Source organism: Streptomyces sp. NPDC085946, assembly GCF_044540485.1.
In the GTDB taxonomy this organism is placed as follows: Bacteria; Actinomycetota; Actinomycetes; order Streptomycetales; family Streptomycetaceae; genus Streptomyces.
Map to the genome: position 1 here is coordinate 584,660 of NZ_JBITSF010000001.1, position 13,544 is coordinate 598,203.

At 71.5% G+C, this 13,544-nt stretch carries 12 protein-coding genes; 3 read left to right on the forward strand and 9 right to left on the reverse strand.

The features are described 5' to 3' along the window. Positions 1-50: 50 nt before the first annotated feature. The 7 genes from ACIF8T_RS02555 to ACIF8T_RS02585 form a co-directional block, all read right to left on the reverse strand. Positions 51-1,196 (reverse strand): aldose epimerase family protein, encoded by a 1,146-nt coding sequence (locus ACIF8T_RS02555; RefSeq protein WP_400030333.1) that lies wholly within the window; start codon positions 1,194-1,196, stop codon positions 51-53. A gap of 58 nt (positions 1,197-1,254) precedes the next feature. Then, entirely contained in the window at positions 1,255-2,499 is a 1,245-nt protein-coding gene (gene mmsB, locus ACIF8T_RS02560; protein WP_400030335.1) for a multiple monosaccharide ABC transporter permease, read from the reverse strand. Then, the gene (gene mmsA / locus ACIF8T_RS02565) at positions 2,496-4,046 is read right to left on the reverse strand and encodes a multiple monosaccharide ABC transporter ATP-binding protein (protein ID WP_400030337.1); all 1,551 of its coding nucleotides are present in this window, start codon (positions 4,044-4,046) and stop codon (positions 2,496-2,498) included. Before mmsA ends, mmsB begins: the two co-directional genes overlap by 4 nt. Positions 4,047-4,078: 32 nt before the next feature. Then, positions 4,079-5,191, reverse strand: coding sequence for a multiple monosaccharide ABC transporter substrate-binding protein (chvE, locus tag ACIF8T_RS02570; RefSeq protein ID WP_400030339.1), 1,113 nt, complete (start codon positions 5,189-5,191; stop codon positions 4,079-4,081). Between the two features lie 140 nt (positions 5,192-5,331). Continuing rightward, the gene (locus ACIF8T_RS02575) at positions 5,332-6,300 is read right to left on the reverse strand and encodes a hypothetical protein (RefSeq protein WP_400030341.1); all 969 of its coding nucleotides are present in this window, start codon (positions 6,298-6,300) and stop codon (positions 5,332-5,334) included. 154 nt (positions 6,301-6,454) lie between these two features. Beyond that, positions 6,455-7,459 carry a zinc-binding dehydrogenase gene (locus tag ACIF8T_RS02580; protein WP_400030343.1) on the reverse strand — a complete coding sequence of 335 codons (1,005 nt, stop codon included), beginning with the start codon at positions 7,457-7,459 and terminating at the stop codon, positions 6,455-6,457. After that, entirely contained in the window at positions 7,456-8,613 is a 1,158-nt protein-coding gene (locus tag ACIF8T_RS02585) for a mandelate racemase/muconate lactonizing enzyme family protein (RefSeq protein ID WP_400030345.1), read from the reverse strand. The genes ACIF8T_RS02580 and ACIF8T_RS02585 overlap by 4 nt, the downstream gene beginning before the upstream one ends. 246 nt (positions 8,614-8,859) lie before the next feature. Between ACIF8T_RS02585 and ACIF8T_RS02590 the strand changes: the two genes are divergently transcribed. Then, on the forward strand, positions 8,860-9,846 hold the full coding sequence (locus ACIF8T_RS02590) for a hypothetical protein (protein WP_400030347.1): 987 nt from the start codon (positions 8,860-8,862) through the stop codon (positions 9,844-9,846). 319 nt (positions 9,847-10,165) lie between these two features. Then, positions 10,166-11,311: a serine hydrolase domain-containing protein gene (locus tag ACIF8T_RS02595; protein WP_400030348.1), complete on the forward strand. Its 1,146-nt coding sequence runs from the start codon at positions 10,166-10,168 to the stop codon at positions 11,309-11,311. 72 nt (positions 11,312-11,383) lie between these two features. Here ACIF8T_RS02595 and ACIF8T_RS02600 read toward each other — a convergent pair whose 3' ends face one another. Both ACIF8T_RS02600 and ACIF8T_RS02605 read right to left on the reverse strand, forming a co-directional pair. After that, on the reverse strand, positions 11,384-11,803 hold the full coding sequence (locus ACIF8T_RS02600) for an organic hydroperoxide resistance protein (protein WP_400030350.1): 420 nt from the start codon (positions 11,801-11,803) through the stop codon (positions 11,384-11,386). Between the two features lie 94 nt (positions 11,804-11,897). Further along, positions 11,898-12,920 carry an NADP-dependent oxidoreductase gene (locus ACIF8T_RS02605; protein WP_400030352.1) on the reverse strand — a complete coding sequence of 341 codons (1,023 nt, stop codon included), beginning with the start codon at positions 12,918-12,920 and terminating at the stop codon, positions 11,898-11,900. Between the two features lie 104 nt (positions 12,921-13,024). Here ACIF8T_RS02605 and ACIF8T_RS02610 point away from each other — a divergent pair, with 104 nt between their 5' ends. Continuing rightward, on the forward strand, positions 13,025-13,462 hold the full coding sequence (locus ACIF8T_RS02610; protein WP_400030354.1) for a MarR family winged helix-turn-helix transcriptional regulator: 438 nt from the start codon (positions 13,025-13,027) through the stop codon (positions 13,460-13,462). Positions 13,463-13,544 lie beyond the last annotated feature (82 nt).

A 13,544-nucleotide genomic window follows, 5' to 3' on the forward strand; every position in this document is an offset into this window, starting at 1 on the left:
CGGTGTTCAACGCAAGTGAAGGAACGGTGACGGCCGTCGGTGCCGCGGCCTCAGCGGCCGAAGGAGTGCACCGTCGTCGTCCGGTAGGTCTGCCCCGGCCGCAGCATCGTCGACGGGAACGACGGCTGGTTCGGGGAGTCCGGGAAGTGCTGCGTCTCCAGGCACAGCGCGTCGCCCTGCCGGTAGGTCCGGCCGGACGGGCCGGTCAGCGTGCCGTCGAGGAAGTTGCCGGAGTAGAACTGCAGGCCCGGCTCGTTGGTGGCGATGCGCAGCGTGCGGCCGGAGGCCGGGTCGCGCAGGGTGGCGGCGTGCTCGGGCCGGGCGGTGATGCCCTTGTCGAGGACCCAGTTGTGGTCGAAGCCCTGGGCGGTGACCAGCTGGGGGTGGGAGACCCGGATGTCCCGGCCGATCGGCTTGGCCTTGCGGAAGTCGAAGGGGGTGCCCGCGACCCCGGCCAGCTCGCCCGTGGGGATCAGGCCCGCGTCGGTGGGCGTGTAGCGGGACGCGGCGATCGTCAGCTCGTGGTCCTCGATCGTGCCGCTGCCCTCGCCGGCCAGGTTCCAGTAGACGTGGCTGGTCAGGTTGACGACGGTGGCCTTGTCGGTGGTGGCCTCGTAGTCGATGCGCCAGTCGCCGTGCTTGGTGAGGGTGTAGGTGACCTTCACCCGCAGCGTGCCGGGGTAGCCCTGCTCGCCGTCGACGCTGGTGTAGTGCAGGTGCAGGCCGACGTCCGAGCCCCGGGTGAACGGCTCGACGTCCCACACCCGCTTGTCGAAGCCCTGCGCGCCGCCGTGCAGGCTGTTCTCGCCGTCGTTGACGGAGAGCTGGTAGTCCTTGCCGTCGAGCGTGAACCTGCCCTGGCCGATGCGGTTGCCGTACCGGCCGATCAGGGCGCCGAAGTACGGGCTGGAGGCGACGTAGTCCGCGAGGTCGTCGAAGCCCGCCGAGATGTTGGCGTACCGGCCGCGGCGGTCCGGGACCTCCAGGGACTGCACGATGCCGCCGTAGGAGAGGACCTTCAGGCGGGTGCCGCCGTTCTCCAGCGACCAGAGGTGGACCTTGGTGCCGTCGGCGAGCGTGCCGAACAGGGTCTTCACCGGCTTCCTGCCTCCTGTGGCGTGCGCGGTGCCGAGGGTGGTCGCCGTCAGGCCCGCGGCCGCGGCCCCGGCGATGACGGTGCGTCTGCTCATGTCCATGTGCGGCTCCTGCTGCGGAAAGAGGGAGGGCCCCGCCTTCCGGCGGGGCCCGATGGACTTACGAACCGACCTTGCGCTTGTTCCACACGTCGAACCCGACCGCCGCCAGGAGCACCAGGCCCTTGATGACCTGCTGCCAGTCGGTGCCGATGCCGACGAGGTTCATGCCGTTGTTCAGCACGCCCAGGACCAGGCCGCCGATGATCGCGCCGAGCACGGTGCCGACACCGCCGCTCATCGACGCGCCGCCGATGAACGAGGCCGCGATCGCCTCCAGCTCGAAGTTGAGGCCGGCCTTGGGAGAGGCCGCGTTGAAGCGGGCGGCGAAGACCAGACCCGCCAGGGCCGCGAGCATGCCCATGTTCAGGAAGACCAGGAAGGTGACCTTCTTGTCCTTCACGCCCGACAGCTTGGCCGCGGGCAGGTTGCCGCCGATGGCGTAGATGTGGCGGCCGATGATCGCGTTGCGCATCACGTAGCCGAAGCCGACCAGCAGCGCGCCGAGGATCAGCAGGACGATCGGGGTGCCCTTGTAGCTGGCCAGCAGCAGCGTGAGGGTGAGCACCGCGGCGGAGAGCGCGACCAGCTTCAGCACGAACAGCTTGGCGGGCGGCACCTCCAGCGAGAACTCCTGCTGCCGCTTGCGGTCGCGGACCTCCTGGAGGACCACGAACGCGATCAGTGCGAAGCCCAGCAGCAGCGTGAGGTTGTGGTAGTTCGTCTCCGGGCCGACCTCGGGCAGGAAGCCGTTGGCGACCTTCTGCAGCCCCTCCGGGAACGGGCCGAGGGTCTGGCCCTCCAGGAAGATCTCCGTCAGACCGCGGAAGATCAGCATGCCGGCCAGGGTCACGATGAACGACGGTATGCCGCCGTAGGCGATGAAGAAGCCCTGCACGGCGCCGGCCAGCGCGCCCACGGCCAGGCACAGGATCACCGCGACGGGCCACGGCATGTCGTTCCTGACCATGAACACGGCGGCCATCGAGCCGACGAACGCCGTCAGCGAGCCGACCGACAGGTCGATGTGGCCCGCGATGATGACCAGCATCATGCCGATCGCCAGGATCAGGATGTAGCTGTTCTGCAGCACCAGGTTGGAGACGTTGCGCGGCAGCAGCAGGTCGCCGCCGGTCCACACGGCGAACAGGGCGACGATCAGGCCGAGGGCGATCAGCATGCCGTACTGCCGCATGTTGCGGCGCATGCCGTCCAGCATCAGCTGGAGCAGGCCGTCGCCCGTGCCCGCCCCGTTCTTGCCGGCCGGCGCGGGGGCCGGCGTCTTGGCGGTCACATCCGTGCTCATCGGGTTACCTCTTTGTCCTTCGTCATCTGACGCATCAGCGATTCCTGTGAGGCCTCGGCCCGTGAGAACTCGCCGGTCAGCCGCCCCGCGGCCATGGTGTAGATGCGGTCGCACATGCCGAGCAGCTCGGGCAGCTCGGAGGAGATGAAGACGACCGCCTTGCCCTGGGCGGCCAGCTGGTCGATGACCGTGTAGATCTCGTACTTGGCGCCCACGTCGATGCCGCGCGTCGGCTCGTCCAGGATCAGCACGTCCGGACCCGAGAAGATCCACTTGCTGAGGACGACCTTCTGCTGGTTGCCGCCGGACAGCTTGCCCACCGGTTCGAAGACGGTCGGCGCCTTGATGTTCATGGACGTCCGGAAGCCCTCGGCGACCTGCCGCTCCTCGTGCTCGTCGACCACACCGCGCTTGGCGACCTTGCTCAGGGCGGTCAGCGAGATGTTCCGGTTGATGGTGTCGATGAGGTTGAGCCCGTAGTGCTTGCGGTCCTCGGTGACGTACGCGATCCCGTGCTTCACCGCCTCGGGGACGGACTTCGTGCGGATCTCGCTGCCGTCCTTGAGGACCGTGCCGGCCGCGTACCGGCCGTACGTCCGCCCGAACACGCTCATCGCGAGCTCGGTGCGGCCGGCGCCCATCAGGCCCGCGATGCCGACGATCTCGCCGCGCCGCACGTGCAGGGAGACGTCGTCGACGACCTTGCGCTGCTGGTCGATCGGGTGGTGCACGGTCCAGCCCCGGATCTCCAGGGCGGGCGCGGCGCCCTCCTGGGGCTCGTGCGGGGTGCGCTCCGGGAAGCGGTGCTCCAGGTCGCGGCCGACCATCCCGCTGATGATCCGGTCCTCGGTGGTCTCCGCGGCCTTCACGTCGAGCGTCTCGATGGTGCGCCCGTCGCGGATGATCGTCACCGAGTCGGCGACCTTGCGGATCTCGTTGAGCTTGTGGGAGATGATGATCGAGGTGATGCCCTGCTTCTTCAGCTCCAGGATCAGGTCCAGGAGCTTGCCGCTGTCCTCGTCGTTCAGCGCGGCGGTCGGCTCGTCGAGGATGAGCAGCTTCACCTTCTTCGACAGCGCCTTGGCGATCTCCACGAGCTGCTGCTTGCCCACGCCGATGTCGGCGACGCGGGTGTCGGGGTGGTCGTTCAGACCGACCCGGCGCAGCAGCTCGGTGGCGTGCCGGAGCGTCTCCGTCCAGCTGATGATGCCGCGCTTGGCGTGCTCGTTGCCGAGGAAGATGTTCTCCGCGATGGAGAGGTACGGCACCAGGGCCAGCTCCTGGTGGATGATCACGATGCCGCGCTCTTCGCTGGCCCGGATGTCCTTGAAGTGGCAGACCTCTCCCTCGAAGAGGATCTCGCCCTCGTAGGTGCCGTGCGGGTGGACGCCGGAGAGGACCTTCATCAGGGTCGACTTGCCGGCGCCGTTCTCCCCGCAGATGGCGTGGACCTCGCCCTGCCGGACGGTCAGGGTGACGTCCGACAGCGCCTTGACGCCGGGAAAGGTCTTGACGATCGAGCGCATTTCCAGGACGGGTCCCGCCATGGTCGTGCCTTCCAATCCCTAGGGTGCGGGGGTTACTTGAGGTCGCTTTCCTTGATGTAACCGGAGTCGACCACGACCTTCTGGTAGTTGGCCTTGTCGACGGCCACCGGCTCCAGCAGGTAGGCGGGCACGACCTTCGCGCCGTTGTCGTAGGTCTTGTCGTCGTTGACCTCGGGCTTCTCGCCCTTCAGCAGGGCGTCCACCATGTTCGAGGCCACCTTGGCGAGTTCGCGGGTGTCCTTGTAGACGGTCATCGACTGCTGGTCGGCGATGATCGACTTCACCGAGGCGACCTCGGCGTCCTGGCCCGTGACGACCGGCAGCGGCTTGCTCTTGGAGCCGTAGTCGTCGGACTTCAGCGCGGAGAGGATGCCGATGGAGATGCCGTCGTAGGGCGACAGGACCGCGTCGACCCGCTCGGTCTTGTAGGCCGAGGTGAGGATGTCGTCCATGCGCTTCTGCGCGGTGCCGCCGTCCCAGCGCAGGGTGGTGACCTGGTTGAGCTTGGTCTGGCCGGAGCGGACGACGAGCTGCTTCTTGTCGATGTAGGGCTGCAGGACGTTCATCGCGCCCTGGAAGAAGTAGCGGGTGTTGTTGTCGTCGTTGGAGCCGGCGAAGAGCTCGATGTTGAACGGGCCCTTCTTCGAGCCGTCCTTCAGGCCCAGCTTCTCGACGATGTAGCTGCCCTGGAGCTCGCCGACCTTCTCGTTGTCGAAGGACGCGTAGTAGTCGACGTTCTCGGTGCCGAGGATCAGGCGGTCGTAGGAGATGACCGGGATGTCCGCGTCCTTGGCCTGCTGGAGCACGTTGTTCATCGACTTGTTGTCGATGGCGGCGACGATCAGCGCCTTGACGCCCTGGGTGATCAGGTTCTCGACCTGCGAGACCTGCTGGTCCGGGTCGTCCTCGCCGTAGACCAGCTTGGTCTTGTAGCCCTTGGACTCCAGGTCCTTCTTGACGTTGTTGCCGTCGGCGATCCAGCGCTCGGAGGACTTGGTCGGCATCGCGATGCCGATGGTGGCGCCCTTGGCGTCCCCGCCCCCCTCCTCGCTGCCGCCCTCGCTGTTCTGCCCGCAGGCGGACAGGGTGAGGGCGAGGGAGGCGGCTCCGGCTATGGCGGCGAGTGCGGCTCTGCGGTTGCGCATGGTCATCATCCTTGATGTGTGTGCAGGGCTCGGTCTGGGAGGTGCGGGGTCGCGCCGGGAGTGGTGCCGGGAGACCGAGAGGAGGTGTGTGGGATTGTGCGCGGCTGTGTCTTCTTTTGTGAAGCCGCTTTTCCGGAACGTTATGACGGAGTTTCGAACCTGCGCAGATCACCCGGCAGCCGGGAGCCCAGCGGGGCCATGTCGCCGTCCGCTCCGTGGCGGGCCAGGAGGTCCAGCGCGAGCCGGCCGCGCCGCACCCGCTCCTTGGCGGTGGCCAGCGTCAGCTCCCGCAGGTGGTGGCCGTACGGGTAGATCCCGGGCGCCTTGGACAGGCCGAACTTCAGGTAGAGCGGTGCGCCGCGCCGGATCAGCTCGGCCACCTCGTACATCCGCACGTAACCGCCGAGATCGTCGGGGGCCTCGATGTACATGTCCATGGGGGCGGCGGAGACCCGGCGGATCTCCGTCAGGTGGTCCAGGGTCAGGTCGCTGGGCACGTTGACGGAGTCGGCGCCCAGGTGCTCGTAGACCGCGTAGCTCGCCGGGTTCACGGGCCCGATGAGCGCCGAGACCTTCAGCGTGGTGTCGGCCGGGAGGAGACCGGCCGTGCGCGCCCGGTGCAGCGTCCACAGCACGCCCTCGTCGGCCACGAGCAGGCACTTGACGCCCAGCTCCGTGGCCCGGACGGCGTCCTCCACGCACCCGGCGACCGCGTCGTGGCCCCGGGCCCGCAGGCCCGCGCCGCGCGAGTCGGTGCGGGTGGAGCCGCCGATGTCCCAGGTGCCGCGCGGGCCGGTGAACAGACACAGCTCGATGTCGCGCTCGCCGGTCGCCTCGACCATCTCGGTGATCTCGGCGTCCGACAGCATCCACACGCCGCTGCCCTGGCTGATCCGGTGGATCGGCACGTCCAGCCGCGAGGCCTCCTTCAGGACCACCGCCAGCGCCTCGGGCCCCTCGCACGAGGGGATCTCGGTGCGCCAGCGGCCGCCGCCGGGGAAGGTGTGCGGCGAGGCGTCGGCGGGGTCGAGGGCGGGCGCGGCCAGGCCGAGGGTGGTGAGCGCCTGCTCACCGGGCCTGCGGGCTGCCGGGGCGGAAGGGTCGGTCACGGGAAGTCCTTCGTGTTCGGTATGTCGGACGAGGTTCGCGGCTCGGGGTGCGGACGGCCCGGGCGCGGCGGGCGGAGCCCGCGGGGACCGCGCCGGAGGCCGTGGGCGTACGCCGGTACGGGGGCCGTCAGGTCGCCCCCGTACCGGCGTACGGCTAGGGGCGGAGCAGCACCTTGCCCACCTTCGGATCGCCGGACCCCACCAGCGCGATGGCGTGCGGGAACTCGGCGAGCGGCAGCTCGTGCGTCACCAGCGGCAGCGGATCGAGCAGGCCGGCGGCGAACACCCGCACCGTGTGCGCCCAGGCGTCCGGCGGGGCCCCGAAGACGGTGTGCACCTCCAGCTGCCGCACCACCAGGTCGGTCGGGTCCAGACCGTCGGCGCCGGGCGCCGGGATGCCGGTCAGGACCAGCCGCCCGCCGCGCCGGAGCAGCCCGGCCGCCGTGCGGGCGGCGTCCGCCGACCCGGCGGTCTCGATGACCACGTCGAGGTCGTCGGGCAGGGGCTGGTCCTTGGTGAGGAAGCGGGTGCAGCCGTAGGCCCGGGACAGCGCGGCGCGGTCGTCGCGGGTGCCGACCACCAGCAGCTCGGCCGGCGAGGTCGCCCGCAGGAACTGCACGGCGAACATGCCGAGCGTGCCGGTGCCGACCACGGCCACCTTCTCGCCCGGCCGCGCGTTCGCCTTGAGCGCGGCGGCGGCGATGCAGGCGGCCGGCTCCAGCAGGGCGGCGGCGGTCAGGTCGGCGTCGTCCGGGAGGACGTGCAGGAGACGGGCCGGCAGGGTGAGCGTGGCCGCCATCGCGCCCGGCTGGGTGAAGCCGGTCTCCTCGTAGCCGGCCGTGCACAGCGTCGTCTCGCCAGCGTGGCAGCGGTCGCAGACCTGGCAGTTGCGGAACCCCTCGCCGACCACCTTGCGGCCGACGAGCGAGCCGGGGACGCCGGCCCCGACCGCCTCCACCGTCCCGGACCACTCGTGGCCGGGGGTGAGCGGGTAGCGCACGTACCCCTCGGGGCGGTTGCCCTGGTACACCTCGCGGTCGCTGCCGCAGATGCCGGCCGCGTGCACGCGGACCAGGGCCTCGCCGGCCCCGGGCGGCCGGGGCTCGTGCGGGACGAGCCGGTGCTCGCCCGGCCCCTCGACGACGACCGCGGTGCTCACTGCGTGGCCTTCGGCTTGCGCTGCTCCCAGCCCTCGGCCCACAGGTCGAAGCGCGCCTGCTGCTGCGGGAACTCCGCGGCCGCGTCGACGTCCAGCTCGACGCCGAGGCCGGGCGCGTCGGAGAGGTGGAAGTAGCCGTCGACCACCTGCGGGGCGCCCTTGACGACCTTCTTGATCTCCGCGTCCGCGAAGTCGTTGAAGTGCTCCAGGATCTTGAAGTTCGGGGAGGTGAAACCGACCTGGAGGCTCGCGGCGGTCAGCACCGGGCCGCCCACGTTGTGCGGGGCGACCAGCATGTAGTGGGTCTCGGCGGTCGCGGCGAGCTTGCGGGTCTCCCAGATGCCGCCGATGTGGCCGACGTCCGGCTGGATGATGTCGACGGACTGGTCCTCGAACAGCTCGCGGAACTCGATCCGGTCGTGGATGCGCTCACCGGTGGCGACCGGCATGTCGACCTTCTCGGCGACCTTCTTCAGCGCCTTGAGGTTCTCCGGCGGGACCGGCTCCTCCAGCCAGGCCGGCTTGAAGGGCGCCATCTCGTGGGCGAGCCGGACGGCGGTGGCGGGGGAGAAGCGGCCGTGCATCTCCAGCATCAGCTCCGCCTCGGGGCCGATGGCGTCCCGGACCGCCTCGATGAGGGAGACGGCGTACAGCGTCTGCGCGTGGTCGAGCTCGAAGTGGCCGGTGCCGAAGGGGTCGATCTTCAGCGCCCGGTAGCCCCGCTCCACGACCTGCTGCGCGGCCTTGTGGTACGCCTCCGGGGTCCGCTCGGTCGTGTACCACCCGTTGGCGTACGCCTTGACCTTGTCGGTGACCTTGCCGCCCAGCAGCTGCCAGACGGGGACGCCGAGGGCCTTGCCCTTGATGTCCCAGCAGGCCATCTCGATCACGGCGATACCGGACATCACGATCTCGCCGGCCCGGCCGTAGTCGCCGTACTTCATCCGCTTCACGAGGTCCTCGACGGCGAACGGGTCGGAGCCGAGGATGTGGTTGACCTGGGCCTCCTTGAGGTAACCGAGGAGGGCGTCGGTGTGTCCCAGCATCCGGGTCTCGCCGACTCCGGTGATCCCTTCGTCGGTGTGCACCTGAACGTAGGTCAGGTTGCGCCACGGCGTCCCGACCACGTGCGTGCTGATTCCGGTGATGCGCACGGCAGTTGCCCCTTGCTGCGTCGTCTGCTGCTTGTCGGCTCTGTTGCGGCATTCGAGCGTGTTCGATATTTCGGCACACGTTCGAAATGCTGGCGTGACAGTAAGGAGAGGGCGGCGGGGGTGTCAATGGGTCGCGCGCATAACGGTTTCGACAGTTTCGCCAGGGCGGGAAGCGAGGGTTCCCCACAGAACATTCACAGCTGGATCTAGGAACGTGACCTGGCCGGAACTTAACCTTCCGGCGTCATGGACTACTGCCACCCGTGCCGACGGCACCTCAACGGCGCCCTCGCCTGCCCGGGGTGCGGCACCCCCGCCGCGGCACTCCCCGCGTACGCGCAGCCGAGCGCCGTCCACCCGGAGCCGCACGGGGCGTACCAGGGCGGCTACGGCCACGGGTACGGCGACGCGCAGGCCGCGAACCTGGCCGCCCCGGCGGACGGTGTCGCGGCGGGCGGTGTCGCGGCCGGCGGTGTCCCGGAGGGGGACGGCGGCGACGCCGGCCCCGGCGATCCCCGTGACCCTTACGGCTCCCACGGGCCCGGCGGCTTCCCCGGCGAGGGCCACGCCGACCCCCGCGCCGGCGACGGCACCGGGACCGACGCCGAAGCCGACGCCGAGACCGGCACCGGCGGCGCCGACGAGGACGAGGACGACGAGCCCGCGGGCCGGGCCGCGCGGCGGGGCCGGGACGCCGGGCCGGGCGGGGCGAGCCGGCGGGACCGCAAGGCCGCCGCACACCGCCGCAGGCGCCGCCGGACCCTGCTGATCGCCGCCGGTTTCGTGCTGGCGGCCGGCGGGCTGAGCCTCGCCGAACTCGGCCTGGACGCACCGGGAGCGACGCCGGCGCCGGCGTCGGCCGGGGGCGCGTCCGCCGACGGCGAGGCGTCGCGGGAGGCCGGCGGGACGGCCGTGCCGGCGGACGCCGCCGGCGCCCCGGGCACCACCACGGCGTCGGGCTCCTCCTCTCCCGGCGCCTCCGGCTCCCCGTCGGCGTCGGCCTCGGCGTCGGCGTCCGCGAGCGCCGAGGAGTCGCAGACCCCCGGGGGCGAGACCGGCGAGGCCGCCCAGTCGGCCTCGGCGGACACCTCCCCGACCCGCCCGCCGTCCGTCACGCAGCCGACGGCCCCGGCCGAGACGGCCGCGCCCAGCTCCGACCCGACGACGTCGGCCCCGGCGCCCGAGCCGACGCCGACGCCGACGTGCGACCGCTTCCTGTGGTGGTGCACCTGACGGGACCGGGACCGGGGCCGGCGGCGGCGCCCCCGGCCTGTCTCCGGGGCCGCACGGGACGCCCCTGACACCGGCGCGGCCTTGTCGCCGGCCGAGTCGAAGCGGTACACCTCGCCGTACCGGTCTCGGCAAGCCCTGGAGGAGGTACGCGTGCGCACCACGGGAGCCGTGCCCGCGCGGCCTGCCGGACCGCCCGGTGCACGGCGGCCGTCCCGGTCGGCGCGGAACCACTCTTCCGGGGCCACCCGGAGGGGGAGTTCCCGCAGGTGACACGGGCATTGATCACAGTGGCACCCAGCGGTTCAGGTGAGGAGAGCGGATGACGCAGGAGATCCACGGCACGGTGGCCGACGGCTTCGAGCAGGTGCGCGAGGAGTTCGCCGCGTTCGTGGCCGGTGAACGGCCGGACTACGAAGGCCAGTTGTGCGCCTACGTGCACGGCCGCAGAGTCGTCGACCTGTGGGCGGGGACCGGACCGGACGCCCTGTACGGCGTCTACTCGTCCACCAAGGGCGCCGCCTACCTGGTCGTCGCCCTCCTCGTCCAGGACGGCACGCTGGAGCCGGACCGCAAGGTGACGTACTACTGGCCGGAGTTCGCCGCCGAGGGCAAGGGCGCGCTGACCCTGCGCGACCTCCTCGCGCACCGCGCGGGCCTGGTCGGCGCGGACACCGGCTTCACCCTCGCCGAGCTGGCCGACGACCGGGTGATCGCCGAACGGCTCGCCGACCAGCGCCCGTTCTGGCGCCCGGGCACGGCGTTCGGCTACCACGCGCTGGTCATCGGCGCCCTGGCGGGCGAGGTCGTCCGCCGCGCCACGGGCCGCACCCTCCAGGAGGTGTACGAGGAGCGGATCCGGTCCCCGTACGCGCTGGACTTCCACCTGGGTCTGCCGGCGGCCCTGGAGCCGCGGTTCCGCAGCACCCGGCCGATGGACCCGACCCCGCAGCAGCGGGCCGCGCTGGAGTCGGTGCCCACCGGCCCGCACACCCTCGCCTCGATCGCCTTCAACCGGAACGGGACCGAGCCGACGGACCTGGAGTCCCTGCCCAACGAGCGGGTGGTCCGCGCCAAGGGCCCGGCCTCGGTCGGCGGGGTGGCCTCCGCGCGCGGACTGGCCGGGATGTACGCCGCGGCGATCGGCGAGGTCGACGGGAAGGCGCCGCTGCTGAAGCCGGACACGGTCGCGGAGTTCGGCCAGCTCCACTCGGTCGGCCACGACCTGGTGGCCCGGGCGTACAAGGCGTACGGCCTCGGCTTCCAGGCGACGGCCGACACCTGGTACCCGTTCCTGGGCGCGGGGACGATCGGGCACAGCGGCGCGGGCGGCTCGCAGGCGTTCGCGGACCCGCGCGCCGGACTCGCCTACGGCTACACGCGGCGCCGCTTCGCCTTCCCCGGCGGCGCGGCGCCGGAGAACGACCGCCTGGCGCTCGCCGTGCACCGGGCGGCACGCGCCGTCTGACCGGCGCCGGACAGGGCGGAGGCCGCACCCCACGTCCGGGGGTGCGGCCTCCGCCGTGCGCGACGAGCGCCGTCAGGCCAGCGTCACGGTGATGTTCCCGCGCGTCGCCTTCGAGTAGGGGCACACCTGGTGCGCCTTCTCGACCAGCGCCCGGGCGGTGCCGGCGTCCACGTTCGGTAGGGCGGCCGAGATCTCCACGATGATCCCGAACCCGTCGTCGTTCCTGCCGATGCCGACCTTCGCGGTGACGGTCGAACCGGAGACGTCGGCGCCCTCCTGGCGGGCGACCACCCCGAGGGCGCCCTGGAAGCAGGCGCTGTAGCCGGCGGCGAACAGCTGCTCCGGGTTGGTGCCGGAGCCGCTGCCGCCCATCTCCCTGGGCGGGTTGACGACCAGGTCGAGCCTGCCGTCGTCGGTGGCGACCCGGCCGTCGCGGCCGTTCTCGGCGGTGGCCACCGCGGTGTACAGGACGTCGCTCTGCTGGATGGACATGCGGGTGTCTTCCTCCTCGCGTCCGCCGCGACTCGCGCCCAGGCCGCCGGCGGTTTCGGAAAAAAGCTACCGCATGCCGGAAATCCGGTGAAGGCTAGAGCTTGACGATCATCTTCCCGGTGTTGTCGCCGCGCAGGACCCCGAGGAACGCCTCCAGGTTGTTCTCGATGCCCTCCACGACGGTCTCCCGGTACTTCAGCGCGCCCGAGGCGACCCACGGGCCGACCTCCTGGACGAACTGCGGCTGGAGGTCGTAGTGGTCGCCGACGAGGAAGCCCTCGATGCGGCCGCGGGTCTGGATCAGGCGGGCGAGGTTGCGCGGGCCCGGGGCGGGCTCGGTGTTGTTGTAGACCGAGATCATCCCGCAGACCGCGATGCGGCCGCCCTCGTTGAGGGAGCCGATGGCGGCCTCCAGGTGGTCGCCGCCGACGTTGTCGAAGTACACGTCGATGCCGTCGGGGGCGGCGGCGCGCAGCTGCTCGCCCACCGGCCCGTCCTTGTAGTTGAAGGCCGCGTCGAACCCGTACTCCTCGACGAGCAGCTTCACCTTCTCCGCGGACCCGGCGGACCCGATGACCCGCGAGGCGCCCTTGAGCCTGGCGATCTGCCCCACCTGGGAGCCGACGGCCCCCGCCGCGCCGGAGACGAACACCGCGTCGCCCTCCTTGAAGGCGGCGGTCCGCAGCAGGCCCGCGTACGCGGTCAGGCCGGTCATGCCGAGCACGCCGAGGTACGCCGACAGCGGCGCGGCCCCGGGGTCCACCTTCACGGCGCTGCGGGCGTCCACGGCCGCGTACTCGCGCCAGCCGAGGAAGTGCAGGACGTGGTCGCCGACGGCCAGGCCCTCGACGTCGGAGGCCACGACCTCGCCGACGGCACCGCCCTGCATGGCCTTGCCGAGCTCGAACGGGGCGACGTAGGACTTGGCCGCGCTCATCCTGCCGCGCATGTACGGGTCGACGGAGAGGTACTTGTTGCGGACCAGGACCTGGCCCTCGCGCGGCGTCGGAAGCTCCGCCTCCACCAGGGCGAAGTCCTCGGGCTTCGGCCAGCCGACCGGCCGGCTGAGCAGGTGCCACGCACGGCTGACGGCGGGGAGGGTGGGGGAGTCGGTCATCGGGGGGCGCCTTTCCTCACGCGGTGCTGCTGATGTTTCAGTACCTGAAACAACGATGCACCTGAAAATTTCAGGTTGTCAAACAAACGGGTACCCTGGAGACCATGGCCACACCACCGACCGCCCGCCGCCCCGACCCGCTGACCCTGGAGGTCGTCGAGCTCATCGGCGAGGTCGTGGCCCGCTTCCACGCCGACTACGAGGAGGCCGCGGCGGAGCACGCCCTGACCGGGGCGCAGGCGCGGCTGCTGAGCCTGCTGTCGCTGGAGCCGCTGCCGATGCGCAGGCTGGCCCAGCGCCTGAAGTGCGAGCCGTCGAACGTCACGGGGATCGTCGACCGGCTGGAGGCGCGCGGCCTGGTCGAGCGCCGGCCCGACCCCGCCGACCGGCGGGTCAAGGTCGCGGCGGCCACGGACGAGGGGCGCCGGGTGGCGCGGAGCCTGCGCGAGTCGCTGCGCTTCGCCCGCGAGCCGCTCGCGGGACTCTCCGAGCGGGAGCGGGTGGCGCTGCGGGACGGCCTGCGGCGGATGCTGGGCGAGTGACACCGGGCGGCGGGACGCCGGCCGCGCGCAAAGGAGCCGGGCCCGCGGGACGCCGGTGCGCGCGGGGATCCGGCCGCACCGG

Coding starts and splice junctions, on each gene's coding strand:
- ACIF8T_RS02595 (WP_400030348.1), top strand. CDS start 10,166: ATGACGCAGGAGATCCACGGCACGGTGGCCGACGGCTTCGAGCAGGTG.
- ACIF8T_RS02600 (WP_400030350.1), bottom strand. CDS start 11,803: ATGTCCATCCAGCAGAGCGACGTCCTGTACACCGCGGTGGCCACCGCC.
- ACIF8T_RS02590 (WP_400030347.1), top strand. CDS start 8,860: ATGGACTACTGCCACCCGTGCCGACGGCACCTCAACGGCGCCCTCGCC.
- ACIF8T_RS02555 (WP_400030333.1), bottom strand. CDS start 1,196: ATGGACATGAGCAGACGCACCGTCATCGCCGGGGCCGCGGCCGCGGGC.
- ACIF8T_RS02610 (WP_400030354.1), top strand. CDS start 13,025: ATGGCCACACCACCGACCGCCCGCCGCCCCGACCCGCTGACCCTGGAG.
- chvE (WP_400030339.1), bottom strand. CDS start 5,191: ATGCGCAACCGCAGAGCCGCACTCGCCGCCATAGCCGGAGCCGCCTCC.
- ACIF8T_RS02605 (WP_400030352.1), bottom strand. CDS start 12,920: ATGACCGACTCCCCCACCCTCCCCGCCGTCAGCCGTGCGTGGCACCTG.
- mmsB (WP_400030335.1), bottom strand. CDS start 2,499: ATGAGCACGGATGTGACCGCCAAGACGCCGGCCCCCGCGCCGGCCGGC.
- mmsA (WP_400030337.1), bottom strand. CDS start 4,046: ATGGCGGGACCCGTCCTGGAAATGCGCTCGATCGTCAAGACCTTTCCC.